Here is a 24,648-nt window from a genome sequence, read left to right as displayed (position 1 = left end):
TTCTGTGTCTGCATCGATTCGAGCGATCGCTTCTCTACAAGCCGTTAGCGGGTAAAGAGGGACGATTGGACATCAGCGATTTCGACGCGGACTCACCCGCCTGTCGTAACTGTCGCGCTGTCTGAATACTCAACAAGCTGAACATTAGCCACTGACCCAGCACTGCCAGACCCAGGCTAGTCGCAGCAGCATCTTTTACAGCACCCCAGGCGAAGACGGAAAACAGCCATACGCCAGGGATTTTAGCGGGAGAGATTGATAGTAAGCCGAACACAATCGGCGGCAATATAATCAATCCAGCCACTGTACTCGCTGCCCAGAGCGATCGCTTCGGTGTCTTCATGAACAGCATTAGCTGAGCGACGCCTGCGTAAATCAAGATTAAATTGACACTCAGCAGGAAGGTCGCCAGCGCTGATGCTTTATACGCACTTGCAGGCCAAAGGAGTATCCAAGGCACCATGATAGTTGAAGCAATCAGTAAATTCAGTGCCACTGCTACCACTGAGGGGCTTTTTTCCCCCCAAACCAAATCCTGCACCAAGTTTTTCACGCGAGAAGATGTTTTCTCCCGTCGGTAACGCGCCCAATCCTGCAAAACTTGGCGGTGCGGCGACAACGCTGCCATCAGACACAAGAACAGCGGCAAATTTAACAACAGCAAACCACCAAAATTATCAAACAGTCCGCCTGGTATAGATTCTGGATTATCTGCGCGCCATTTGGGTAAGGTTAGAGCAAATCCCAGAACAGCCACTTCAAAGCAAGCCGTCATTATATAACTCTGCCGTTTGCTGAGGAGAGTCGTACTGGGGTTGTGAAAGCAACGCTTCATCCCTTGCCAAAACCATAAGGTTCCCACCGCATAGTTCAGCACGCTAAAGCCGATGACATTCCAGACGCTGGTACCTAGAGGTAAGTAAAACCATTTCCAGGCTTCCAGTTGCACCATTCCCGATGATGCTTGATAGGCACTTCCTTGAGAACTGGCATTAATGAGGTATGCCAGCACAATTGAAGGAGAAAATAGATGCAGCCAATCTAGGGGGGAATTATGGATGATTGTGCTGCTGTTAAGGCTCAAGCCAGTCATGAGGGTCAGAAACATCAGCACGATGCCGCTGCCAATCCAAGATTGAAATCCACCGAGTCCACCAGCGACTAATCCATAAAGTAAGGCAGCGCTATAGATACAAGCAGCGCTGGCAACCACGACACCATAAAAGCCCAGAATGAGGACTAAAGGAATTTCAGCCGACAGACCCGCCAACAAATGCAAAGGAATCGCCAGACCGGCTAGGAGATAAAGTAAAATCGGCACTCCCAGCAACTTGCCGCTGAAAATACTGGTTGTTGACTGGGGGCTGAGGCGAATGAAATTCAGTGTGCCGCGATTTTCTTCCCGCGATAGGTCGCTAATTAGCATATAGGTGCCAGCCACCAAGACGGTCATGAAGCCAATAACACTCAGCCACACGAACACATCTAGCCACCACAACTGCCAGTTAATGGCAAAATTGCCCAGGGCATCTACAAGGCACCTCTGCCCATAATCAGGACGATTGTCTAGGCAATATCTACTGTAGATATCGCCCATACCCGTATCAACTGGCAGTTGAGTTGCGAAACTCATCAGCAGTAGCATTTGACCCATCAGCGCGATCGCTACTGCAATTAATACATTTCGGGGTTTAAGACGCCCTTTAATTTCTCGTAACAGCTGGGGATTCCAATCTCCCAGCCGGTCGCTCCAATTAATTTTCATCACTAAAAAATCTCCAGAATTAAATTCAGTGCTGAGTGAAGAGTAAGCATTGTTAATAACTCAGTCCAAAGCCTTCAGTCCTCAGCCCTCAGTCCTCAATCTTGTCTTATGATGCTTGCTGGTGTCCCAGCTTCAGGAAAATGGTTTCCAAGTCTTCCTGAGTGCAATGAAATTCGGTCAGAGGGATGTCAGATTCAACAAGAGATCGCAACAACTTAGCACAATCTTCCTGACCCCCAGCAAAGTAAAGGCGCACTCGCTCTTGTCCCGTCATCACCTCCAATTCTTCGACTAAAGGATGGTTTTTCAGCTTTGATACAAGTGACTCTAGCTTACCCAACGTAGACAAGAAAATTTGCTGGCGGCTGAGGCGGCGGCGAAGTTCCTTGAGTGACGCACTTTCTACGAGAAAGCCGAGTTCCATGATGCCGACTGAGGTGCAAAGTTCCTCTAAGTCGCTGAGGACGTGTGACGAAATGACAATCGTCATCCCGGCTTCCTGCAATACTTTGATGATTTCCCGAAACTGCATCCTGGCAAGAGGGTCTAATCCGGAAACGGGTTCATCCAAAAGCAGCAAAATTGGTTCGTGAATAATTGTCCGCGCCAGACTCAGGCGCTGTTTCATCCCCCGCGACAGAGTGGCAATCATGCTATTGCGCTTACCCGTTAGCTGCACCAGTTCTAAAACTTCCCGCAAGCGCTGGCTGCGGTGTGGTTCTCGCAAGCGGTAGAGACGCCCAAAATAGTCTAGGTAGTCCCAGACTGTCAAATCGTCATACAGGGGGAAGTCATCGGGTAGATAGCCGAGTCGCCGCTTCAGGGTAGGGTTGCTGTGATCGCGTTGCAGGCGATCGCCATTAATATAAATTTCACCTGTCGTTGGCTCTTCAGCCGCCGCCAACATCCGCAGCAAAGTTGTTTTACCGGCTCCATTCGGTCCAATTAGTCCATAGACTTCACCAGCTTTTACCTGTAAATCAATATCATTAACTGCAATATGTCGATCGAATTGCTTGGTGAGTCCACAAGTTTGAATTGCCAGTTCTTTTGCCATAGCTGCTGAGGGTTGACTGTAAGATGGCTTGCTTGAGTGCTAGCGTAGCCTTTACCTACAGCATTTGCCACGAGCGTTTCTGAAATTTAAACAAGATTGTAGAACCGATTAGCCTTGTAATTCCTTAATTTGTCCCAATTAGGATAATTTCAGGGGGATCAGACATTTTACTATTTGGTTCAGCTAGCACCTTCAAGCATAGAAGGCTCTTACAAGAGCGATCGCACTTTTGGCTCTGTGTCAATGCCGTTCGTTAATATTCGGATGCTCTGTTCTTCCAATCCTCAAATAGCACGCCTGTAATCTTTAATAATTCTCTGCAAGCATTTTAATTAATTTTATTTAATAAAGCTTACTGTTTTTTTTGCACATTCACAACTCCAATACATTACATCATTTATTGAAAAAAACTTTAATAAATTTGCTTGCGAATCAGCCTTAGATATTTTATTCTTTAATCTTGAACTTTCTTACTTGTAACTATTTAATAAATTCAAAAGAGGTTCAAAAGCCAGTTAGTAAAAGACACAAGTCCTAAATCAACTTCGACAATGGCACATAAATCATCCGATATCGAGCTGATAAAATGCTGAAAAATAGTATTGACATTTTATAGAGACGAAGCGATTCGAGCGGCAATTTCTCCTTGTTAGCAGCATTGACTGAATGCTTTGCCCATTACATTATGAATGGTGTTATAACCAACTTCTCAGACATCCCGCTCCTAGCTGCCCTCACCGCCTTCTTTTTTGGCAGAAAGTTAGCAATCAGAGGAATTGCTGGTATTCCCGCACCTATTTAGGTCTAGCTGGGCTTTAGCTCTAGCTGGGCAGATTGTAACTGAATCTGAACGTTTTTCAGGTACATTTCCCCTGTATGATTAATAACTCGCAAGAGTTTTGAACAACCTATGACACAGCAGAACTACCGTATTACCCTACTTCCCGGCGATGGCATTGGCCCTGAAATTATGGCAGTGGCGGTAGACGTGCTGAAACTTATCGGGAAACAATTTGAGATTCAGTTTGAATTTCAAGAAGCCCTTGTGGGGGGTGCGGCGATTGACGCTACAGGAGAACCGCTACCCGCCCAAACGTTGGAAACATGCCGCAATAGCGATGCTGTTTTACTCGCTGCTATTGGCGGTTATAAGTGGGATAACCTCCCTCGCCATCAACGCCCGGAAACGGGTTTACTAGGACTCAGGGCTGGTCTTGGCTTATTCGCCAATTTGCGTCCCGCCAAAATATTACCCCAGTTAGTGGATGCTTCGTCCTTGAAACGGGAAGTGGTTGAGGGCGTTGATATCATGGTGGTGCGCGAATTGACTGGTGGTATCTACTTTGGGGAACCGAGGGGAATTTTTGCTACGGAAACAGGCGAGAAGCGCGGCGTCAATACAATGGCTTATACGGAATCAGAGATTGACCGGATTGGGCGAGTAGCGTTTGAGACAGCGCAAAAACGCAGTGGGAAGCTATGTTCGGTGGATAAATCAAATGTGCTGGAAGTGTCGCAGTTGTGGCGCGATCGCATAACTGCGCTCTCTAAAGAATATCCAGATGTGGAATTGTCTCACCTCTATGTAGACGCCGCTGCTATGCAACTTCTTCGCTGGCCTAAACAATTCGACACAATTGTGACAGGTAATCTATTTGGTGATATCCTGTCTGATGCTGCCGCTATGCTTACTGGCAGTATTGGAATGTTACCTTCTGCCAGTTTAGGTGCATCTGGCCCCGGTGTCTTTGAACCCGTCCACGGTTCTGCCCCCGATATCGCTGGGCAAGATAAAGCAAATCCGCTAGCGCAGGTTCTGAGTGCAGCGATGATGCTGCGCTACGGCTTAGATCAGCCTGCTGCTGCCGACAGAATTGAGCAAGCGGTGATGCAAGTTCTGGAGCGCGGCGATCGCACGGGTGACATTATGTCTGAGGGGATGAATCTTTTAGGGTGCAGTGCAATGGGCAATGCATTAATCCAAGCACTAGAAAAGCCTTAAGAAAATTTCATCCTCAACTGCAACAAAAATTGGTATACCTATTGCAGTAATTGCACTGGTAGATTATAGACTAGCTCAAATAACAGGGGTAGATGAGTGGTTTACGCTTCACAGCAACGGTTAGAAAATCGGACGGAAAGGATAGATATCCCCGTGTTGCTAGACCCCAGCATCGTCAGAGCAGCTCGACAAATCTATCGGACTTACTCGGAAGTCCATCCAGACCGTATGCAGCGCCCTCTAGGGGTGGCAATCGATCGGTATACCTATCGGGGCAAGCTGATTTTTGCAGGCAAACCGATTCTGTTGCCGCAAGAATGTTTTGTGCCTTTTAGTCAAATTGAGTCGGAAATATATTAGTGATTAGTCTAAATTGTCCTTAGTCATGAGTCATGACCCACTACTAATGACCCATGACTCATGACCCGTGACTGATAACTAATTGCTATGGATGATTTGATGGCGTTGCCTGCTGCTGCGATTGTCTTCGCATTGGGTGCCTCAATTGGCAGTTTTCTCAATGTGGTAGTTTATCGATTGCCAGCAGGTTTATCGATTCTTTGGCCCCCTTCTCGTTGCCCGCAATGTCTGCATCGACTGGGTAAAGGTGAAAATGTCCCAATTGTCGGTTGGCTGCGGTTACAGGGGCGCTGTCGCCACTGTAGAAGCAAGATTTCCGGGCGCTATCCACTGGTAGAAGCGGCAACAGGGATGTTGTTTTTGCTAGTTTTCTTGACGTTTGGCATTTCGGTGCAAACGCTAGGATATTGGGCTTTTTTTAGCTGGTTGTTAACACTATCGCTGATCGATTTAGACACAATGACATTGCCCAATCCACTTACTCAAACCGGCTTAATTTTGGGTTTAGTGTTTCAGGGGATCGCAGGTTTTCTGCCAGCAGCAAGTTGGGCGGAAAGTGCAAATCATTTGATGTCAGGCATTGTGGGTGGTGTAGTCGGAATTTGGTTGTTTGACATCATTGCTTTTGCGGGAGCGATCGCTTTGGGACGAGCGGCAATGGGTGGAGGAGATGCTAAACTGGCGGCAATGATGGGAGCCTGGTTGGGCTGGAAGAATTTGCTACTGGCTGGGTTTTTGGCTTGTGTAGTGGGAGCCTTTGCCGGTGGGGGAGCGATCGCGCTTGGCTGGCTTGACCGGCACCGCCCCATGCCGTTTGGTCCCTTCCTAGCACTGGGAGCGCTTTTGGCAGCTTTTTGGGGTGAGGCGATTTGGTCTGCTTACCTGCAACTCTTTTTCCCCCTCAATTAACGCATTCCCCCTGCCCTGATTTACCGCAATACTGCCGTATTGTAAGATATTCCAGTGTCTTGGATTACCCTAAAAACAAATTGCGCTCGCTGGGAAGCTGAATTAATGCAGCAAATGCTAGCGGCTCATCAAATTCCTAGTCGGATTCTCGACCTCGGTGTGGCACCTTATTTTGGTGCGGGGAGTCCTACTGCCTTACAGGTGCGATCGCAGGATCGGTGGGCCGCTCTGCTATTATTGAGTCCGATTCAGGAAGAGCAAGCTTAAAGCGTAGGAAAATCATTTTAATAAGAGGAATTAACCGTTTTCATGTCTCTATTTGATTGGTTTGCAAATCGACGAAAATCAGAGCCAATTAGTGAACAGCGGCAAGAGCGTGAGATTGCGGATGGGCTGTGGACAAAGTGCGAGGCATGTAGTGTCCTTGCTTATACCAAAGACCTCCGCTCAAACAATATGGTTTGCCTGGAGTGCAACCATCACAACCGGGTGTTCAGCGATGAACGCATCCGCCAGCTGATCGATGCCAATACCTGGATGCCGTTGGATGAACAGGTGTTTCCCACCGATCCGTTGAAGTTCCGCGATCGCAAACAATATTGCGATCGCTTGCGAGAAACTCAAGACAAAACTGGCTTGGTGGACGCCGTGCAGACAGGAATGGGGCAATTGGAAAACTTGCCTGTCGCCCTCGGTGTCATGGACTTCCGCTTCATGGGCGGTAGCATGGGTTCTGTCGTTGGAGAAAAAATTACCCGCCTGATTGAACGAGCTACCTGGGAAAGAAAGCCGGTCGTGGTTGTCTGTGCCTCCGGCGGTGCCAGGATGCAGGAGGGAATGCTAAGTCTGATGCAAATGGCGAAAATCTCCGGAGCCTTGGAGCGTCATCAAGAAGCCAGACTGCTGTATATCCCGGTTCTCACTCACCCTACAACGGGAGGCGTCACGGCTTCTTTTGCCATGTTGGGAGACATCATTCTCGCAGAGCCAAAAGCCACAATTGGCTTTGCAGGGCGTCGCGTGATCGAACAAACCTTGCGAGAAAAGCTCCCCGATGATTTTCAAACTTCTGAGTATTTGCTCCAGCACGGTTTTGTAGATGCTATTGTGCCCCGCACTCAGTTAAAGAAAACTCTAGCCCAACTCATTCGGCTACACCAATTTCTCCCCCCTGCACCGCCCCCCGTTCCCCTGTCAGAAACGATCGACTCCGAGCGTCCAGTTTCTAGATTGATCCCAAGCAACTAGACAGGGAAGGGAAAGCGACCGCAAGAGTGGGATGATATTGATATTAGAGCGGTTCAATCTCTCTCAATCATCATGGGTTTTGCAGACCTGTCCATTGCCGAAATCGCAGCAGACTATAACCTCCCAGTAGAGGAGGTTGTCAAGCTGTGCGAACAATTGGGAATCGCCTATAAAACCCAACAGAGCCGTCTGGCTCTGGAGGATGCCAAGGCCATCATTTCTAAGATTCTGTCTCAAAAGCAGGGATCGGGCACGGACGGAGGGTAAAATTAATCCCGACCAACTATCCTGAGTCCCAACAGTCGATTTTCCTTTTTGGCAATCGGCTTGCTTCTTTTTGTCCAGATGATTGGTTGAGAAGCCTGCAACTTAGGGGTCGGCTTACTAAGATTGAGTCCAGCTGTGTTGTGGATCAAAAACTCGCACCAAATTTCTTAAGGAGAACCATGCTTAAGCGATACATAAGTCTGGCTTTAGCCACTGTAATTTTCACCTTCGGATTGCTTGTCACTCAGGTAATGGCAGTCGAACTAACTGACGAAGTTCGCACTGTAAAATTAAACGATCGAGGACAGCAGGTGACATTAAACCTAAAACAAGTCGCCGAAGGCAAACGCCTATTTAACTATGCCTGCGCTTCGTGCCATGCTGGGGGCGTTACCAAGACTGATTTCAACGTCGGTCTAGGTCCGGACGATTTGGCTGGGGCAACCCCACCGCGCGACAACATTGCCGCTCTGGTGGATTATATGCATCATCCCACGACCTACGATGGGGAAACTGCAATCTCTGAAGTACACCCCAGCATAGAGAGTTCCGATATTTATACGGTGATGAGAAATCTCACAGATGATGACCTGTTTAAGATCGGCGGTCATATCCTTCTACAGCCGAAAATCCTCGGCGAACAGTGGGGAGGCGGTAAAGCCGTGCGCTAAGTAAAATTATGAGTTATGAGTTATGAATTTTGAATGCATTCATAACTCATAATTTTTACATTTTGTCAATCTGTAACACGGTCAATGCTGCGTCAATTCTTCTCACTTCGCCGTTTATTTTTGATTTTGGGCATCTGCTGGGGCGTCTGGATGGTCAGTTTACCGGCTCAAGCCGCAGCCTCCTACGTTCGGCAGTACCTGCGAGTTACCGAACCAATTTCCCTAGACTTAGATGGGCAAGGTCAGACTCGCCAGTTTTCTGTGGAAGATTTCTCGGCAGGGAAGCAGTTATTTGAACAACACTGTCTAAATTGTCATGTCGGCGGTGCTACCCTGCCAAATCCAGCCGTGTCTTTGTCCCTGAAGGACTTGAATGGTGCCACTCCACCCCGCGACACCATCAACAGCATCGTGGCTTTCCTTCGACAGCCGATGACCTACGACGGGAGCGAAGAAAGCTTTTGGTGTCGTCAAGTACCGGAAAGTTGGATGCCGCGACAGGAGGTGGAAACGATAGCAGCCTTTGTTGTTAGAGCCGCGCAGGTAGCACCGGGATGGGGTACAAATGATTTCTGATCTTCGTGCCGATTCAGGATGCATCTGCCAATGCCTCCGATTGATAGAAAGCAAAAATGCTTTAATTTTCTACAGAATGTAAGCGTTAAAGCTAAAATACTACTAAACAAAATTAATTGACAATTTTGGGAGGAAACGATGAGATTGAGAATGGCAATTCCACGAAGCTTAGGTTTACTAATTTGCACAATTCTGCTAGTAGTCTCTAGCTTTGTGTTGTCAGCTTCTCCTGCATCAGCAGAAACCTATACGATTAAAATGGGCACAGATGCCGGGATGTTGAAGTTTGAACCGGCTAAACTCACAATCAAGCCGGGTGACACAGTAAAATTTGTCAATAATAAACTAGCTCCCCATAATGCTGTTTTTGATGATAAGGGAGTGCCAAACGGAGATAAAGCGCTGGCTAAAGATCTGTCTCACACCAAGTTGCTAAACTCTCCAGGAGAATCCTACGAAACGACTTTCCCCTCTGACACACCACCAGGCACCTATACGTACTATTGTCAACCTCACAGAGGCGCTGGGATGGTTGGTAAAATCACCGTCGAGGGTTAATAGAACCGTTCCTTTAGACTGGCAATTCAATCATAATCACCCTTGAGGTTTAAGATTTCTTCTCCTCTTTGGTGATAGAAAAAGCCTTGAAGAAGCTTAGAATAGTTCTGCAAGGCTTTTTTTTATGACTGTACCTGTTAAGAAGAGGAGAATCAAGTTGAGGAAACTGTTATCGGTTTTACTGTTGACGATTGCGGTGTTGACAGTTGCCTTGACTCGCCCAGCCAATGCAGCTGATACAGTCAGTGGTGCTAAAATTTTCAGCGCTAACTGCGCTGCTTGCCATGTGGGCGGCGGTAACGTGATTATGGCTAATAAAACTTTAAAGAAGGATGCCCTAGACAAGTATGGGATGTACTCGATGGATGCCATTGTCAACCAGGTAATGAATGGTAAAAATGCTATGCCAGCCTTCAAAGGACGTCTGAATAAACAACAAATTGAGGATGTTGCTGCCTATGTCATGGAAAAGGCTGCACAGGGCTGGTAGTCTGACAATAATTTCTTCATGCACCATGATTAAACCCCTCTAATGTCCCTAGAGGGGTTTATTTATTGCCTCTACCTTCTCACCGAGAGCGTCTCATACTGGATCTCTATCCAGAGGTGAAAAGACAGCTAGGAAGAAATTAAGTTATGTTGTTTCCAGCTTTTGCTTGGATAGTTAGGAAAGACGCCTGTGGTTCCTTTACGTGATGATAATCCTACACGCCTCACTCCGTATGTCACTTATGGACTGATTGCTGCGAATATTTTGGCTTTTATATATGAGTTGACTTTGGCTCCACAACAGCTGGAAGGTTTTTTTCGCCTTGCCGCTGTGGTTCCTAGAGAGTTATCTGCTAGCTTTAGTGGCATACCCGTGAATCAGCCGGTACCGGAGTGGCTGACACTGGTGACATCGCAATTCTTGCACGGCGGGTTTTTACACCTTGCCGGTAATATGCTGTTCCTCTGGATTTTTGGCAATAACGTTGAAGACAAGCTGGGTCACGTTAGGTACTTAATTTTTTACCTGACTTGCGGGATTCTAGCGGCTTTAACTCAGTGGTATTTTTCAATGAACTCTGGCATTCCTTCCTTGGGGGCCAGTGGCGCGATCGCGGGTGTCTTAGGAGCCTACATTCTCAGATTCCCTAATATACAAGTGCTAACATTAATTCCTCTGGGGATCTTCTTCACCACGATTCGCGTTCCTGCTGTTTTCTTCCTCGGTTTTTGGTTTGTTCAGCAGGCTTTTTATGGTGTTGCGAGTCTGAATGCGCCTGCGAATATTGGTATGGAGCAAGGTGGAGTTGCCTATTGGGCACACGCTGGTGGCTTTGTTTTCGGGGCAATCTTAGCACCGCTGTTGGGTTTGTTTTCTTCTAATTCGGACAATCATCCAGAACAGCAAACTTTTTAGCAAGCGGTTCTTGGCGGAACTGCATATTTGGAAAATCAGGAAAAGCAGTCACTTCTTCTCCTGTGCTACAACCAAGAATCTAAACTAGTTTTTTTAGACGCTTTACAGCTTGGTTTTTTACGAATGGCTAACTGCTCATTACCTTTCTACAATGAGCGGTTAGCCTTTTGTCATTAGCGGTTTCCATTTGGGATGGATATCCGAACCAGATTTGCGATGATTAGCGCTTAATGTACTCATTTGGCACTTTTTCTGACCGAGAAGGGGAAGGTTCTAATTCTTCTTCTTCTATGTCGGCTTCAATGTCCTCATTGTTCGCGCTGGGAACCTGTACTGGCGTGTCTACCGCATTGATGAGCGCTCCCACCAGTGGTAGTTCTGCTTCGGTCAATTGATCGACTGCCTCTACCAAAATACTCTCCTGGGTGAAACCGGGTCGAGTCACCAGCACGATACCATCGGCGTAGGGTTCCAATAGGAGAGCATCGTTGCACCGGCTTAAGGCAGGGGTATCGAGAATCACCAAGTCAAAACGACCTCGCGCATCTTCGATCAGCCGCCTGAGTTCGCTGGATTCTAAAATGGCAGCAGCATTACGTACCGGGCCGGGACTAGGCACCACGTATAGGTTCTCAATATCTGGAACTAAACGGATACACTCACTTAACTGAGTGTAGTACCGTAGGGGTTCTAGACTAGCACCCGGATCGGGAGAGACTTTCAGGAATTTGGACTCAGAAGGCGATCGCAAATCAGTTTCTATCACTAGAGTGCGCTTGCCAGCACAAGCCGATGCGATTCCAAGGTTATAAGCATTGACTGTCTTACCCTCTTGGCTAATTGTGCTGGTCAATAACACGACTTTCAAAGGTTGATCGCTGGCTCGCCGCAGATTGCTGCGGAAGCGTTCGTAATACTCGTGATAAACAGAATCCTGCTGGAGTAGAACCGGCGTTTCGCCCAATTGCGGATCTTGGAGGGCAACGAAAGGCACTTCACCCAGCACCAGCACATCCCGTTGTCGTAGTGCCGCTCGCACTTCCTCGACCGTGTAGAACGTGCCATCCAGCATCGCTAACAGGAAAATCAATCCGCCACCCACTAATACCCCGACCAAAGCTCCTACTGCTACCGTTATCGGTAAGCTTTGGCTCTTCTGCTCGCTAGCGGCAACTTGTGGCGGTTGGGCAATGGTAAGACTGCTGACCGTCTCGGCTTCTGCTGCCTTAGCATCTACTAATGCCACCTGCATCTTATCGTACAGACCTTGTTTGAGCTGAACCTGCTGTTGTAGTCGGGCTTGATCCAGCTGTTTATTGGGGATTTTTACATATTCAGCACGGAGTTGCTGCTCGGTTTTGCGACTAGCCTGTAGTTGCTGTTGCAGCGTTTCGCGCTGGGTTTGTAAAGCTACCAGCGTGTTTGCCATACCTTGGCGCGTGGGGTCAAGGCTGCTGTCTCTGCGAATTTGGCTGGGGGGCAAGGGCGCTGCTACACCGCCTCCACCCATCACCTCCGATGCTCGCGACGATAGCAGTTCGTTGTAGGCTGTTAGCTGTTTTTTCAGCTGAATGATTTGAGGATGCTCCTGCCGCAAATCCCGGCTGAGAATTTGCAGCTGGGTTTCAGTTTGATGAATTTGCGATCGCAAGCTGTTAATAATTGGGTCAGCACTCAAGGCAGAAGACGTGTAAGCTTCAGCCGCCGTCAAACCCAACTTGTTTTGCAGACTGCGAATTTGGGTGTCAATTCCCTCCAAAGTCATCTGAAGCTGACGTTGCTGTTCTTGGCTGCCAGAAATTGCACCGAGTGTCCTCCCATCCTGAGCGGCAACCAGTGCGGGTCCCTCTGTGCGGATATACTGCTCTAGTCTCTGTTGCGCCTCTTTAAGTTGCATTTCAGCAGGAGATAACCGGGCACTGATAGAGTCAATAATCGCCCGTAGCCGGGAGCTGTTAATCAAACGGCTCTGTTCCACCATTCCCTGCATTAGCGCTTCCAAGGTGGCACCCGCCCGCTTCGGGTCGCTATCGCTGTAAGAAACTTGAATAACCTTCGGTTCGTCCTCCTCCGGCAGCTTTACTTTCGCATTTTTAGCAATTTGTGCTGTGTCTGCTTTCACGCGCGTTGCTGCTGCTTTGACCACATTCTCTGCTAGCAGCGTATCCTCATTCAGCTCTTGACCCTGCTTTTGAATCGCTTGCGTCGTCGTTGAAAATGGTGCAATCGGCCCGTTATAAGCCAGCACCCCTGTGGCCTTGAAAACAGGAGCTGGTGCTGGTTGTATACCCATGACGGCTGACGCACCGACAATGATAGTAAAACCAGCTAATCCAATCCATTTATGTTGATCTAGGGCGATCAGATAACGCTTAACAATAGGAGGAGTCATGGTCGTATTTGGGCCTAGGGCCTAATGAGGAAATCAGGAGTAGAAATCAAGTAGAAATCAAAAGTTCACGCTAAATATTTTCCTTATTTTGCTGCTTTGGCTTGATATTTTCTAACATTTATTTTCTTAGATATTTTTGGTTTCAGGCAGCATTTATTACCAGCTTCTCTAGTCAGAGTTATTGTTACTATCAGTCGTCGGACCAAACAGATCGGTAGCACTTTCTCTTAGTTGGTCAAAAAATAGCAGAAATCCCAAAATATCCCGGAAAGGTTGAGTAAAAGTACTCAAGGCATAAGTGATTTTCCCAACTAAGTTACGACCCACCACAATGACATCGTTGTTCCTTAGGGGGACATTTTGAGCAATGTTTCCCAGTAGCGCTGCTTTCCCATCTATTTTCTGAGTAACTGCTTTGCCGCGTTCGGGATCGAATCGAATCAGGGCGATATTTCGCAGGTTAGAATTATCTGGACTAGGGCCAATCGCGCTTAAAGCATCAACAAATGTACTACCGTTGGGCAAGCTAATACTACCAATTCCCCCACCAGCGTAGCTCAAAACTCGGATGTTGATCTGCTGCTGAGACACAGTAGAACGAGAAACTAGCGCTCGATCGTAGTTTTGCTCCGTGGCAACTTCTAGCTTCGGGATGACTACTGCATCGCCATCTTGTAAGCGTAGATTGGGGAGTGACTGTCCATTTAGCAGCGGCGTAAACAAATCAACCCGTTGCTCAATTGTCGAGCCATCGATCCGGGCGCGACGCACCAAAACCGATCGCAGATCTCCGAGATTAGTGCTGCCACCAGCGATTAGCAATGCCGCAGAAAGTTGAGCGCCAGGAGCCAGGGTGTAAAAACCAGGTCTAACGACTTCGCCGCTGATAGTAACTTGGGCTGGACGTTGACCTGCCAGCGTTACAGTGACAGCTGGATCGATGACAAAGCGGTTTAATCCCAAGCGAATTTTTTCCTGGGCTTCTTCCAGAGTCAGACCCAGTACAGATATTTTCCCTAATAGGGGTGCCACGATGTTTCCTTCCGCGTCAATGACGCTTTGAAAACTCAAGTCTGGAAAACGCTCAACCAACGCCGAAATCGTATCTCCCGTTCCCAGCAGGTAGCGATTATTAAACTGGGTCGGCTGTCCCTCAAACAGCTGAGGCGGTGGATAACCCAGCGGTGGTGGTGGACTGGTGGGATCGATAGGAGCTGCTGCTGGAATCACCACCGGCGATTGTATGTTCTCGTTGGTGTTAGGGAGAGGAGGTGGAGGCGGGAGGGGAGGCGCAACCGAGTTGGGTAAGGTGGGTAAAGCTTGACTCATCCCTCTACCAGCAAAAGTCCCTGAGTGTAGCATCCAGAGTAGGACACTACTCGGCAACGTGTAGACAGTGGTGTGGAGAGTGAAGAGAAAGAAGGCGGCGAAGCGGTGGAACCGGCCTCCAGAAGTGCGAGACATAAGTATATTCACTAAGACCTTAGGGAACCGATCATCAAATTTATCAGTTATAACTTACTGTGCAACTTTCTTTGCATTCACAACAAAGCGATCGCGTCTTGAAGTTCCTCCCCAGAAATTCCTCCCCAGAAATTCATCCCGTGATGTTTTAGACTGGCACGATTGCAAATCCTAAAACCCTTATGGAGCTTTAGGTTCCCTTCCAACATCCTTGGATCAAGATGCGATAAACTTCTACCCGTTAGAAAGCCGTTTGGCTTCTAAACTCCACCGGGTTGCATCAAGGGTGACAATTCTCAAAAAGTTGCACAGATTGCACAGAGTGTAGTTATCAGTAAATTCATTCTTCAAATCCAAGCGAGTCAAGCAAATTTCTCCTCCCACTCTCAACTCATAACTCTTTCATCAAAGCAGCTTGAACCGTTTGACCGAGCGATTTAGCCAGTGGTAGAGCTGTGTCAACCTCAGCCAAAGGCTCCATCGGTATCAAGATGCTAACAGCAACCCAAGGCAAGCGGCGACGGTGCAATTGAGCCATTTGATCCGCCCAGAACCAACCACTAGGAGACGGATTGCCTCCTCCAGGCCAAGCGTACCACTGAAGCACGGCGAAGGTCTGCTGCCGAGTCCAACCGCGAAAGAAACGAGCTTTAACATCGGAAGATGTCGGACGTGTAGCAGAAGTTCCAGATTCTGTAGTGTTTTGGGTTCCCGTTTGTGCTTGAGTTTCAACCTTAAACTGCAACCGCTGCTCTTGATCGGTCTGCCACTCTTTAAACCCATTAATATCCATCCACTCAACCTCTGGTTGAGCCTTGCGATCTTCTTGAGGCAAAAGCAGCAAAGTTACCTGGGTTTTTTCATCCTGCTGGAGTTCCTGAATCGACCATTTATGACCGCCAATCGTTACGGTATCCTGTTGTTGAGTCTGCCAGCCGGGAAGCGATAGACCAGCCTGCCGTATATTTTTGAGTTGTTGGAGGTTGGTCACTCGTGGGGGATTTGCCCAAGACCAGCGTCCTGTCAAGTAACTAGGAACTGCGCCAATTGCCATCAGTCCGACAAGAAAACTCAGTAAGACGACTTTAGAAAATTGAAAGCGCTGCAATTTCTTGGGCAGTTTCATGCTTCATCCTTCTGAGGCTCATCTGAAATATATCGATCGATCGCATTGAGTAGAAGCACAATTAACCCCAACATACAGGCAGAATAAACATCACCGCCCCAGCCTTCGTGCAGCCAATCAAAAGTTTTTTCTTGGCCAGTACCATGAAAGAAAGTTAGCAGCGTATTGCGGACGATATTACCAGTAACGCTAATGACTACTGCACCGACGACTAACAAAATCGTCTTCGTACGAGATGCCCAAGCACCCGTCCAGTAAAGCAACATCAAGGTTACATAAAGACTGGTGAATAACATCTTAAGTCCAGCGCAGAAAGGCGCAACTTCTACAATTCGTCCGCCTACGAATAAGTAAATCTGGTTGACAGTAACATTCATCCCGAACTGAGTCAGGATGAAACCAGCTGTTGCAGCAATGAATCGCTGGAGGGGCAAGGTATAGGGAGCTAGTAAGTAAGGAATTTGGGTCGGCGTTGCCAAAAATACGAGTAACAAAGGAAAGCCTTGAAGTTTGAAGCCAGGAACTCCTTTCAGCCACAGACAAAGTCCAGCTAATACAGCAGGAAAGGATAAATTTATCAGGTCAGTAATGCCGCTGAGATAAAATACTCCGCCCAAGGCTAGCAAGGCTGCGCCTAGTGGATGACTTGTATCTGGTAACTGACGCCATTGTTGTCGATTTGACCAGGTTATATAGGCGGCAAAAGGCAACCCAATTAAACCGTGGCTGTAATATTCATGTTCAATACTGATATTTTTGTTCAACCAGCCATCGTACCAGTGCCATAACAGTGGAGCATACAGAATCACCAGCAAAGCAACAATGGTTCCTTCTAGCAAGTAACGCTCAATGGCAATCGGAATCTTTCGCTCAAAATGCATAGTTTGACCTTAATTTTCTAAGCTTTTTTAAAGCTAAGCGCAAAGTTAGAATCATTATTCTTAGCGTTTTTTACATTGAAAATTCATCAGGTTCTCACACACAAGGTTTGCAAAGTATCAATGACCTGATGGACTTGGGTATCGCTTAAGCCTGGATACATCGGTAAGGATAAAATTTCCAGTGCTAGAGCTTCGGCTTGGGGGAAGTCTCCGGCTTGATAGCCGAGATTCTCGAAGGCGGGTTGAAGATGACAGGGAATGGGGTAGTGGATGCCGGTTTGAATACCAACAGCCGCTAGTTTGTCTTGAATCGTCTGCCGGTCGAGGGGACAAGCTTCAGTGACACGAACAACATAAAGGTGATAAATGTGACCGTTGCCACTTTGGTTTTGGATGGGGAAAATTCCAGAGTTTGCCAGCGGCTTCAATAAGGCGTCGTACTGCTGGGCTGCTTGGTTACGTGAGTGGTTCCAGTCGGCAAGATGAGGGAGTTTGATGTTGAGGACAGCGGCTTGCAGGGTATCAAGTCGGCTATTGGTACCGGGTTCGGTGTGGTAATACTTACGGGAACACCCGTAATTGCGGAGCGATCGCATTTTCTTCGCTACTGCTTCATCATTGGTGATGACCATGCCTCCATCTCCTATGGCACCCAAATTTTTACTGGGATAAAAGCTAAAAGCTGCTGCTTTACCAATAGAACCGGCACGATAACCTTCTCGCTGTGCTAGGTGAGCCTGAGCCGCGTCTTCAAATACAATCAGGTTGTGGGTGCTGGCAAAGTCCAAAAGTTGACGGGGCGAAACCATTTGCCCATACAGATGCACTGGAACGATCGCTTTGGTTTTGGCTGTGACTGCTTTTTCAGCGGCTGTAAAGTCAATTAGCGCAGTTTGAGGATCGCAATCGACTAAAATCGGTGTGGCACCAGCGTGGACAACGCCGATCAGAGTGGCGATGAAGGTATTGGTGGGTAAAATGACCTCATCCCCAGCACCAATACCACAGGCTTCTAATCCGAGCGCTAGCGCATCTGTTCCCGAAGCGACTCCAATGCCATAAGCCACACCACAGGCACTGGCAAACGCCGCCTCAAAGTCAGCTACAGCCTGACCTAATATAAAATCTCCTCGTTGAATCGTACCCCGCACTGCCTCCTCGATCTGTGTTTGAAGAGGCTGGTGTTGGAGTTGAAGATCCACAAAGGGAATTGCTGTCGTAATATTGTTCATACGGTATGAGAATTAAAGTTACCGATAGTTCCTAGGGTTTTTGAATCGCCAACGAGAATGCCTTTTGAGGTATCAACAGCACTGATTGGAAGAAAAGCTTAGGCCTTTAGAGCGATCGCTTCCATAAAGTTCTCACTGTTGAGCCAGCTAAAGACCAGTTTAAGCGAGACGAATACTCCCTGTATGAAGAGAAAGTAAAGCTTTTATATTGAGAATATTTACAATATAAACGGCAAATTCTCTACACAGAATTTAATCAATTTTTATGTTATAAGTACGTAGTCGGGTTTTCCAAATATAAAAAGGGCTAATCAGGCTATTAGTAAAAAGCTCCATTTGGCAAGCAGCTACAATATCATCTTTCAAGGAAAATTTATACTTGATGAGATGAAATAATATTTTACGTAAATCGTTAACCATATACATAAAAAAAACGGCGGGTCGCTGCCAAGGTTTGAAACTTAGCATCCGAGTCCGATGGCGGCTCAAACCAATGCCGCGACATAATTTGATTAAATAGTCTTTCTCTAAGCGCCAGTGGGGAATTCGATGGTAAATACACATTTCAGGGTTGTACCAAATTTCCCATCCAGCTTGTTGAATATGTAATAGCGCTTCTAAATCTTCTCCTGCCAGCATATTGTCGCCAATTCGCCCGTGAAGAATAAAATTTTTCGGCACGCTTTCCAGCCAGACTTGGCGACGCACAACTAATCCAGCTCCAGGTGGTAGAACCTTTTTGTGGGGTTCGTAGCATAGAGCATTTGTTCCCCTGTCTGCAATAGCGAGCAGACAAGCGATTTCTTCAAAATTTTTGGGAGGAGTCCCTTGCAAGTCACCATAAATGCGGCTCCCATAACCGCCAACTTTCGGATGATTTTGCCCAAATGTGTATGCTGCCGAAACCCACGTAGATGTTGGTAAATTATCGTCATCAAGAAATCCAATCAACTTACCTCTGGCTTCTTGGACTGCACGTTGACGGGAAAAGGCAAGTCCTTGTTGGGGTTCAAAACAATATCTTAAAGGATAAGCGAAAGGCCAGTTTGCTTGGTATTCTCGAACAACTTTGGCGGTGTTGTCTGAGCTGTTATTATCAACAACTAAAACTTCCCAGACAAATTGCTCGGTATGAATTTGCGATCGCAGTCGCTCTAAGACATCAGGTAAACGGTCTTCCCCGTTATAAGTCGGAATGGCTACAGTAAAATCAACAGACATCGGTTTCAGAGCAGTTTTTTCAGATACGCGATCGTAATTAAGCATATGTTACATTCCTAAGCTTAATGATGCTCTTCTATACTCTTAGTATGCCCAGAAGTACTGGTTGAAATCGCAACCCCACGAACATAATTAGGACTGCGCGAATTGCTAACATTATCGAGAAGCTCTGCCCTTTGCAAACAAGATCGAAGATGCAGATGCAAATTTAGTTTTTCTGGTTTCAGCACTGCCTAATCTGGAAGATCGTCGTCAGCCGCTGATGACGCGGGGAGATGACTCGGCTGTGGGTAGATGCCGGAGAAAAATCGACATTTGACGATTCAAAGCCAGATTGACGCTCCACGAGCCGCCAGGGACGCTAGGTTTTCTCGTGGCACCCTGAACGTTGGGGTTATGAGACGGGCACGACAAAGTAAGAGTCGCCTCTTATAAAGTTTAACTGCATTGACGGTAGTGAAGTTTCAGACAGCGCTCGCCAACATTGTACGGATATCGCCAGTACCATTCACCACAATCAAAAGGTAGAAATTTAGGGTAAGGTTTATTTTCCTTGAGAGCATGATTTCTGGATGAGGGGATTAGCTGGGATGACAAAAAATTGCGCTTGCTAAATTTTCCAGAAATCCTTGGTATGCCTTATCTAGCGCCCTTCCGGAATATGCGGAACTAATGAGGTGGTGCCGATCGTATCGAGAATTGGCATCTGTGTAGCAATGTTCTAGCAGTGAATCGCATCCAACCCGAATGCGATCGCTTACCAAAAATCAGCTTTCACCATACCTCATCCAAATCCAACTCAAATCCAGGTAGCACATCCTCGCCAGATAGAGTTAAAGGAAACTCCATCACCTCTACATCTTGCCCTACACGGTAAATTTCTACCTGCTTCGTCTTTGGATCAATCAGCCATCCTAAGCCAACGCCGTTGGTGATGGCGTTCATAGGCTGCACGGGTGATGCCTGAGTCGGTGAACTCAATTATGAAGATTGCTCAACTTGGCTTTCAGATGGCTGATTGGTGTATGGCTGCGATCGCTCTTCACCCTGTTTTTCCAGTCAAAGTGCGATCGCTGTTGAATTTTTGAACCCCGTTGGCGAAGCCTGCGCGAAGCGCTTAGACGCGAAGGACGCAAAGTAAGAAAAGAGAGGCGCTTAAGCGTTTTTAATGACCGAGTAATTTGTCTCGTAGATGCTTAATGCGATCGCGGTATTTTGCAGCCTCTTCAAACTGCAAATTCTTTGCTGCTTCCTTCATTTGCGCTTCCAGTTGGGTAATCAACTCTGGAATATTCTCTAAAGGCAAATCGTCCGCCTGTTCGTAAATTTCTTCCAACTGTTGAGAATTCAGCCGCCGCGAAACATCTAGGTAAGCCAAAATTGAGTTATTGACTTTTTTGATAATCGGCTGGGGTGTAATGTTGTGCATTTTGTTATATGCCATCTGAATCCCCCGCCGTCGGTCGGTTTCGTCGATCGCTTTGATCATGCTATCGGTGAGATTATCAGCATAGAGGATGGCTTGTCCCCGGATGTGACGAGCGGCGCGACCAATGGTTTGAATGAGCGATCGCTCTGCGCGTAAGAAACCTTCTTTATCTGCATCCAAAATTGCCACCAGAGAAACTTCCGGCAAATCCAACCCTTCTCGCAGCAAGTTAACCCCAATTAGCACATCGAAATTGCCCTCGCGCAACTCTTGCAAGATTTCAATTCGCTCAATCGAGTTAATCTCTGAGTGCAGATAGCGGACTCGAATTCCTCGTTCTTGTAAATATTCTGTCAAATCCTCCGCCATGCGCTTAGTTAAGGTAGTAACTAGCACCCGTTCTCGCTTGTCAATCCTGTCTTTAATCTCACCTAACAAGTCGTCAATTTGTCCTTCCGTGGGACGCACAAAAATTTCTGGATCGAGTACGCCAGTCGGACGGATTACCTGTTGTACAATTCGATCCTCTGACTGTTCTATCTCCCAGTTACCGGGAGTTGCAGAAACAAAAATACACTGATTCACCTTCTCCCAGAACTCCTCTGACTTCAGAGGACGGTTATCAGCAGCACTGGGGAGGCGAAAACCATGCTCGATCAGCACTTTTTTTCGTGCTTGGTCGCCATTGTACATCCCCCGAATTTGCGGGACGCTGACGTGAGATTCATCCACCACCAATAGCCAATCTTTAGGAAAATAATCAATCAGAGACTCTGGAGGTTCTCCCGCACGCCGTCCTGCTAGATGTCGGGAGTAGTTCTCAACGCCGTTGCAATATCCGACTTCCCGCAACATTTCCAAATCGTAGCGAGTGCGCTGATCGAGTCGTTGCGCCTCTAGTAATTTCCCAGCTTTTTCTAATTCTTCCAGCCGATCTTTGAGTTCCTGTTCAATGTCATTACAAGCGGCTTCTAGCCGATCTTCTGGGGTGACAAAGTGACGCGCTGGGTACACATTCACGGCGTCCATACTCTGAAGAATTTCGCCGGTTACGGGGTCAACGTAGCGAATGGCGTCAATTTCATCTCCAAAAAATTCTACGCGAATAATCCGATCTTCGTAAGCAGGGCCAATTTCTAGCACATCGCCCCGAACTCGGAACTTTCCTCGCCCCATTTCTACATCGTTGCGGCTATACTGCACGGAAGCTAAATCTCGTAACAACTCGCGTTGATTCACTTCTCGCCCCATCTTTAAGGGAATCGCGGCTTTGAGATATTCCGAGGGAATTCCCAAACCATAAATACAGCTAATGGAAGCCACGACAATGACATCGCGCCGCTCAAAAAGCGATCGCGTGGCGGAGTGTCGCAACATATCAATTTCGTCGTTAATTGCAGCACTTTTCTCGATATATGTGTCGGTGACGGGAATATACGCTTCTGGCTGATAGTAGTCGTAGTAACTGACGAAATACTCCACCGCATTTGGGGGAAAGAACTCCCGCAATTCGTTACACAATTGAGCAGCGAGCGTTTTGTTGTGCGCCAATACCAGCGTGGGTCTGCCGACATTCTCAATAACGGCTGCTACTGAGAATGTCTTGCCCGTTCCCGTCGCTCCCAGTAGGGTTTGAAAGCGATCGCCTTTTTTTACGCCTTTCGTGAGTTGCGCGATCGCATTCGGCTGATCGCCCGTCGGTTGAAAGGGAGCTTGCAGACAAAATTGCGTCATACAGTTTTAAGAAGCTTTAAGAAAATTGTTTTTCGTGCCTGGAGCTTGGTCGGCAGATTACCACATCTCTCTTCTCTCTCATCCTAGCCATTTGCCCTCTTCTATGCCTTGCTCATCTAAGCGATCGCCAGAAATAAATCCTAACTTGTCACTGCCATGCACGTTCATCGCCAACAGCATAATTATTTTAATAAATATTGACAATTCTTATTTTTTGTATTCAAGCGGTAAAGCGATCGCTGATTCGTTTATCGGCTTCAACATTGCTTGCAAATGAGATTGTGTCATCCAAGTTTTTAGCGATCGCATTTTAGTTGCACTTGGGACTAAATTACTTCTCCCCATTTACTTGATTAGCACTCCCTCTGCAACTTTGGGAAGCTGCTTGTTTCTAGCGCAGGGGCGCTTTTACTGCAAAGGTTCGAGAGAGCTGTTGAAGGGAACTTATGAATGGGATAATAATCCCACGTTTTTAGCCGTGACAAGATTTCCTATTGTAAAAATTAAGAAGTTTTTTAAATTATCATCTACCTTTAGCCGTAGGAAATGCTCATTCTTTGAGCATAGGTAAAGAGTAATAATAGCGATCCCCATTTTTTCTGTCTGGGGGCAGAAGGCTATGTAAACAAAACTAGATACATTGAATACATAGAAGCAAAAGAAGACTGCGGCAATAAAGTAAATTTAACGCATCTTCTAAAATAAAAACTGTTTGAAAGATTAGGAGAAAAAAATGAGCGTTGAAGATAGAGCTAAAGCAACCGGCAAAAATATCGAAGGCAAAGCCCAAGAAGCGCTCGGCAATATAACTGGCGATCCAGAAGATAAAGCTGAAGGAAAAGCCAAGCAAGCTGAAGCCCAAGTAAGTCACACCAAAGAAGATGTGAAAGATAAGGCAAAAGATTTGGTTGATAACGCCTAATACTTGACTTTGGAGGTCTAGCTACTGAAAAGATTCATCTAGACCTTCTCCCTTATTTAATGCAGCCAATACCACAGACAGGCAACACCCTGATTCTGTCTTGTAAAGACAAGTTTAATAGGAGACTGAGGTGAATTTTCTTCAGCAATTTCGGAAAATTTTTACGGCTTTAGTCTTGGTTCTGTTCCTCTCTACAGCTACAGCTTGTAGTGGAGCCAGCCAAGCAACTCAACCGAAAGCTCTACCGGGTACGAGTAGCGGTGCTAACAGCATTGTCGCATATCAACAGTTGGAACGCGGTAGCACTGCCGCCGGTCAAGAATTTGGTAACTGGGTAGTCCAGACAGCGAAAGGATTAGTCAAGGATGCCTACGTCCGTGATAACAACAAATTGGGAGTTGTGATTACGCCCCAAGTTCGTCCTAACGAAGTTAAAAGTTTAGCAAGCTCTTTAGCTCAAGGATTCCACAAGAATTTTCCCAACCAAGATTTAACCATTTTGATGTATGCGCCAGATAAAAAACTGATTTTGACAGCCAAATATGATGAGCAGTCAAAACAAATTCAATATCAGGGCGCTTAGTTTAACTAAGGGGAAATCGGTGAAAGCTGGGGCAACTCATCTAGCTTTAACTACTTTAGAAGGTGCATTTGTAGAGATAGGGTGAATCCCCTCTCTACCCAAAATTTACGATTTTTTCTTTCAGCTTTTGAATCAGGAGATAAGAAAATGACCAGCAGCGAACAATATAAGCGTCAAATCATGAATGATTTGGCTGGTGGTGACTCCGAAATGATGCAGGATGCTCCAAGCGATCCTAGCAGCGACTATCAAAATTTTGATGACTTTGCTCAACGTTCCTCTAGAGACGAACGCCGTCAACTGTTTGGGAAGTCTCTACATCCAGACAGCATTCCTGTCAGCCAGATGGAACCAGAACTGCAAAAAGCGATCGCGCAAATTCAACCCAGCGAACGGGATGATGTAGCACGGGAGTTCTTCAAGCGGTTAAAGGAAAGAGGACTCAACGACCGCCAATTGGAACAACAATTAAGTCTCTCCACCCATCATCCCAACCGCATGAGTGCGGATGATGTTAGCAAATTGGCTACCTTCACCTATCACACTCATCCTGACATCTTCCAAGATGTATTAGCTGACAAACCAGCGATCATGAAGTTTCTGAGCAATCCAGTAGTCGCCGCTGTATTTGGCATCATGGCAGCTAAGTGGCTGGGTGGTCGCAGACACTAAAACCCGTTACTGTTAGAGAGTAATAGACAAAAAAGGCGCTCCAATTTAACTGGAGCGCCTTTTTCGGGTTAAAAACTTAATACTTTAAGAAATTCAATGTGTTTACTAGATGTTAGTTAGGTAGTGACTAACTGAGATGTTCGGTTTTTTGGGCTGATTTTCATTGAAAAGAGT

At 46.9% G+C, this 24,648-nt stretch carries 25 protein-coding genes and 1 pseudogene; 14 read left to right on the top strand and 12 right to left on the bottom strand.

The genetic code is table 11. The features are described from left to right. Positions 1-34 precede the first annotated feature (34 nt). Both NDA03_RS15175 and NDA03_RS15170 read right to left on the bottom strand, forming a co-directional pair. Complete coding sequence (locus tag NDA03_RS15175) at positions 35-1,765, bottom strand: ABC transporter permease (protein WP_348238476.1); 1,731 nt, start codon at positions 1,763-1,765, stop codon at positions 35-37. Between the two features lie 106 nt (positions 1,766-1,871). Beyond that, complete coding sequence (locus NDA03_RS15170) at positions 1,872-2,822, bottom strand: ABC transporter ATP-binding protein (RefSeq protein ID WP_348238474.1); 951 nt, start codon at positions 2,820-2,822, stop codon at positions 1,872-1,874. Positions 2,823-3,732: 910 nt separating this feature from the next. Here NDA03_RS15170 and leuB point away from each other — a divergent pair. The 11 genes from leuB to NDA03_RS15115 all read left to right on the top strand — a co-directional run bounded on the left by leuB (position 3,733) and on the right by NDA03_RS15115 (position 10,818). Continuing rightward, positions 3,733-4,824, top strand: coding sequence for a 3-isopropylmalate dehydrogenase (gene leuB / locus NDA03_RS15165; RefSeq protein ID WP_190676652.1), 1,092 nt, complete (start codon positions 3,733-3,735; stop codon positions 4,822-4,824). A gap of 96 nt (positions 4,825-4,920) precedes the next feature. Beyond that, on the top strand, positions 4,921-5,184 hold the full coding sequence (locus tag NDA03_RS15160) for a hypothetical protein (protein WP_190414298.1): 264 nt from the start codon (positions 4,921-4,923) through the stop codon (positions 5,182-5,184). An 87-nt stretch (positions 5,185-5,271) separates the two neighbouring features. Next, complete coding sequence (locus NDA03_RS15155) at positions 5,272-6,093, top strand: prepilin peptidase (RefSeq protein WP_348238471.1); 822 nt, start codon at positions 5,272-5,274, stop codon at positions 6,091-6,093. Positions 6,094-6,147: 54 nt separating this feature from the next. Continuing rightward, positions 6,148-6,360, top strand: a complete 213-nt coding sequence (locus NDA03_RS15150; protein ID WP_190414294.1) for a hypothetical protein — start codon at positions 6,148-6,150, stop codon at positions 6,358-6,360. 42 nt (positions 6,361-6,402) lie between these two features. Further along, positions 6,403-7,341, top strand: a complete 939-nt coding sequence (gene accD, locus NDA03_RS15145) for an acetyl-CoA carboxylase, carboxyltransferase subunit beta (RefSeq protein WP_190414293.1) — start codon at positions 6,403-6,405, stop codon at positions 7,339-7,341. Positions 7,342-7,413: 72 nt separating this feature from the next. Continuing rightward, positions 7,414-7,608 carry a translation initiation factor IF-2 N-terminal domain-containing protein gene (locus tag NDA03_RS15140; RefSeq protein WP_348238469.1) on the top strand — a complete coding sequence of 65 codons (195 nt, stop codon included), beginning with the start codon at positions 7,414-7,416 and terminating at the stop codon, positions 7,606-7,608. Positions 7,609-7,787: 179 nt separating this feature from the next. Beyond that, the gene (gene psbV / locus NDA03_RS15135) at positions 7,788-8,279 is read left to right on the top strand and encodes a photosystem II cytochrome c-550 (protein ID WP_190414289.1); all 492 of its coding nucleotides are present in this window, start codon (positions 7,788-7,790) and stop codon (positions 8,277-8,279) included. 84 nt (positions 8,280-8,363) lie between these two features. Next, the gene (gene psbV2 / locus NDA03_RS15130; RefSeq protein ID WP_190535731.1) at positions 8,364-8,855 is read left to right on the top strand and encodes a photosystem II cytochrome PsbV2; all 492 of its coding nucleotides are present in this window, start codon (positions 8,364-8,366) and stop codon (positions 8,853-8,855) included. A 138-nt stretch (positions 8,856-8,993) separates the two neighbouring features. Next, positions 8,994-9,413 (top strand): plastocyanin, encoded by a 420-nt coding sequence (gene petE / locus NDA03_RS15125; protein WP_190535733.1) that lies wholly within the window; start codon positions 8,994-8,996, stop codon positions 9,411-9,413. A gap of 157 nt (positions 9,414-9,570) precedes the next feature. After that, on the top strand, positions 9,571-9,903 hold the full coding sequence (petJ, locus tag NDA03_RS15120) for a cytochrome c6 PetJ (RefSeq protein WP_190435860.1): 333 nt from the start codon (positions 9,571-9,573) through the stop codon (positions 9,901-9,903). 189 nt (positions 9,904-10,092) lie between these two features. Further along, positions 10,093-10,818 carry a rhomboid family intramembrane serine protease gene (locus tag NDA03_RS15115; RefSeq protein ID WP_190414281.1) on the top strand — a complete coding sequence of 242 codons (726 nt, stop codon included), beginning with the start codon at positions 10,093-10,095 and terminating at the stop codon, positions 10,816-10,818. A 220-nt stretch (positions 10,819-11,038) separates the two neighbouring features. On the opposite strand, the gene NDA03_RS15110 is transcribed toward NDA03_RS15115, so the two are convergent. The 10 genes and pseudogenes from NDA03_RS15110 to uvrB form a co-directional block, all read right to left on the bottom strand. After that, on the bottom strand, positions 11,039-13,210 hold the full coding sequence (locus tag NDA03_RS15110) for a tyrosine-protein kinase domain-containing protein (protein WP_190414279.1): 2,172 nt from the start codon (positions 13,208-13,210) through the stop codon (positions 11,039-11,041). Positions 13,211-13,378: 168 nt separating this feature from the next. Then, positions 13,379-14,674, bottom strand: coding sequence for a polysaccharide biosynthesis/export family protein (locus NDA03_RS15105; RefSeq protein WP_242037123.1), 1,296 nt, complete (start codon positions 14,672-14,674; stop codon positions 13,379-13,381). A gap of 234 nt (positions 14,675-14,908) precedes the next feature. Then, a complete protein-coding gene (locus tag NDA03_RS15100; RefSeq protein WP_277877629.1) occupies positions 14,909-15,040 on the bottom strand; it encodes a hypothetical protein in 132 nt (43 codons plus the stop codon). 25 nt (positions 15,041-15,065) lie between these two features. Next, a complete protein-coding gene (locus tag NDA03_RS15095; RefSeq protein WP_190414277.1) occupies positions 15,066-15,800 on the bottom strand; it encodes a cyanoexosortase B system-associated protein in 735 nt (244 codons plus the stop codon). After that, entirely contained in the window at positions 15,797-16,681 is an 885-nt protein-coding gene (gene crtB, locus NDA03_RS15090; protein ID WP_190414275.1) for a cyanoexosortase B, read from the bottom strand. The genes NDA03_RS15095 and crtB overlap by 4 nt, the downstream gene beginning before the upstream one ends. Before the next feature lie 86 nt (positions 16,682-16,767). Next, on the bottom strand, positions 16,768-17,913 hold the full coding sequence (locus tag NDA03_RS15085; protein WP_190414273.1) for a DegT/DnrJ/EryC1/StrS family aminotransferase: 1,146 nt from the start codon (positions 17,911-17,913) through the stop codon (positions 16,768-16,770). 252 nt (positions 17,914-18,165) lie between these two features. Beyond that, positions 18,166-19,134, bottom strand: a complete 969-nt coding sequence (gene hpsE / locus NDA03_RS15080; protein ID WP_348232939.1) for a hormogonium polysaccharide biosynthesis glycosyltransferase HpsE — start codon at positions 19,132-19,134, stop codon at positions 18,166-18,168. A gap of 252 nt (positions 19,135-19,386) precedes the next feature. Beyond that, positions 19,387-19,548 carry a hypothetical protein gene (locus tag NDA03_RS15075; protein WP_190428899.1) on the bottom strand — a complete coding sequence of 54 codons (162 nt, stop codon included), beginning with the start codon at positions 19,546-19,548 and terminating at the stop codon, positions 19,387-19,389. Positions 19,549-19,908: 360 nt separating this feature from the next. Beyond that, positions 19,909-20,070 (bottom strand): annotated as a pseudogene (locus NDA03_RS15070) (Uma2 family endonuclease); the annotation flags it as partial. Positions 20,071-20,299: 229 nt separating this feature from the next. Next, on the bottom strand, positions 20,300-22,297 hold the full coding sequence (gene uvrB, locus NDA03_RS15065) for an excinuclease ABC subunit UvrB (RefSeq protein ID WP_190428900.1): 1,998 nt from the start codon (positions 22,295-22,297) through the stop codon (positions 20,300-20,302). Positions 22,298-23,030: 733 nt separating this feature from the next. Between uvrB and NDA03_RS15060 the strand changes: the two genes are divergently transcribed. From NDA03_RS15060 to NDA03_RS15050, 3 genes are all read left to right on the top strand, one after another. Then, positions 23,031-23,219 (top strand): CsbD family protein, encoded by a 189-nt coding sequence (locus NDA03_RS15060; protein WP_190414269.1) that lies wholly within the window; start codon positions 23,031-23,033, stop codon positions 23,217-23,219. Positions 23,220-23,349: 130 nt separating this feature from the next. Then, positions 23,350-23,802, top strand: coding sequence for a hypothetical protein (locus tag NDA03_RS15055; RefSeq protein WP_348238467.1), 453 nt, complete (start codon positions 23,350-23,352; stop codon positions 23,800-23,802). Between the two features lie 147 nt (positions 23,803-23,949). Continuing rightward, positions 23,950-24,474, top strand: a complete 525-nt coding sequence (locus NDA03_RS15050; RefSeq protein ID WP_348238465.1) for a hypothetical protein — start codon at positions 23,950-23,952, stop codon at positions 24,472-24,474. The last annotated feature ends 174 nt before the right edge of the window (positions 24,475-24,648 follow it).

The sequence above is a fragment of the Trichocoleus sp. Lan genome, assembly GCF_039961855.1.
GTDB lineage: Bacteria > Cyanobacteriota > Cyanobacteriia > Cyanobacteriales > FACHB-T130 > FACHB-T130.
Note: the sequence above shows the minus strand (reverse complement) of the source record. Positions and strands in the feature narration are given on the sequence as shown.

Excerpts from the sequence above, each read along its gene's own strand:
- NDA03_RS15175 (WP_348238476.1), bottom strand. The coding sequence starts at position 1,765 with ATGAAAATTAATTGGAGCGACCGGCTGGGAGATTGGAATCCCCAGCTG.
- NDA03_RS15170 (WP_348238474.1), bottom strand. The coding sequence starts at position 2,822 with ATGGCAAAAGAACTGGCAATTCAAACTTGTGGACTCACCAAGCAATTC.
- leuB (WP_190676652.1), top strand. The coding sequence starts at position 3,733 with ATGACACAGCAGAACTACCGTATTACCCTACTTCCCGGCGATGGCATT.
- NDA03_RS15155 (WP_348238471.1), top strand. The coding sequence starts at position 5,272 with ATGGATGATTTGATGGCGTTGCCTGCTGCTGCGATTGTCTTCGCATTG.
- accD (WP_190414293.1), top strand. The coding sequence starts at position 6,403 with ATGTCTCTATTTGATTGGTTTGCAAATCGACGAAAATCAGAGCCAATT.
- NDA03_RS15140 (WP_348238469.1), top strand. The coding sequence starts at position 7,414 with ATGGGTTTTGCAGACCTGTCCATTGCCGAAATCGCAGCAGACTATAAC.
- psbV (WP_190414289.1), top strand. The coding sequence starts at position 7,788 with ATGCTTAAGCGATACATAAGTCTGGCTTTAGCCACTGTAATTTTCACC.
- psbV2 (WP_190535731.1), top strand. The coding sequence starts at position 8,364 with ATGCTGCGTCAATTCTTCTCACTTCGCCGTTTATTTTTGATTTTGGGC.
- petE (WP_190535733.1), top strand. The coding sequence starts at position 8,994 with ATGAGATTGAGAATGGCAATTCCACGAAGCTTAGGTTTACTAATTTGC.
- NDA03_RS15110 (WP_190414279.1), bottom strand. The coding sequence starts at position 13,210 with ATGACTCCTCCTATTGTTAAGCGTTATCTGATCGCCCTAGATCAACAT.
- NDA03_RS15105 (WP_242037123.1), bottom strand. The coding sequence starts at position 14,674 with ATGTCTCGCACTTCTGGAGGCCGGTTCCACCGCTTCGCCGCCTTCTTT.
- NDA03_RS15095 (WP_190414277.1), bottom strand. The coding sequence starts at position 15,800 with ATGAAACTGCCCAAGAAATTGCAGCGCTTTCAATTTTCTAAAGTCGTC.
- crtB (WP_190414275.1), bottom strand. The coding sequence starts at position 16,681 with ATGCATTTTGAGCGAAAGATTCCGATTGCCATTGAGCGTTACTTGCTA.
- NDA03_RS15085 (WP_190414273.1), bottom strand. The coding sequence starts at position 17,913 with ATGAACAATATTACGACAGCAATTCCCTTTGTGGATCTTCAACTCCAA.
- hpsE (WP_348232939.1), bottom strand. The coding sequence starts at position 19,134 with ATGTCTGTTGATTTTACTGTAGCCATTCCGACTTATAACGGGGAAGAC.
- uvrB (WP_190428900.1), bottom strand. The coding sequence starts at position 22,297 with ATGACGCAATTTTGTCTGCAAGCTCCCTTTCAACCGACGGGCGATCAG.
- NDA03_RS15060 (WP_190414269.1), top strand. The coding sequence starts at position 23,031 with ATGAGCGTTGAAGATAGAGCTAAAGCAACCGGCAAAAATATCGAAGGC.
- NDA03_RS15050 (WP_348238465.1), top strand. The coding sequence starts at position 23,950 with ATGACCAGCAGCGAACAATATAAGCGTCAAATCATGAATGATTTGGCT.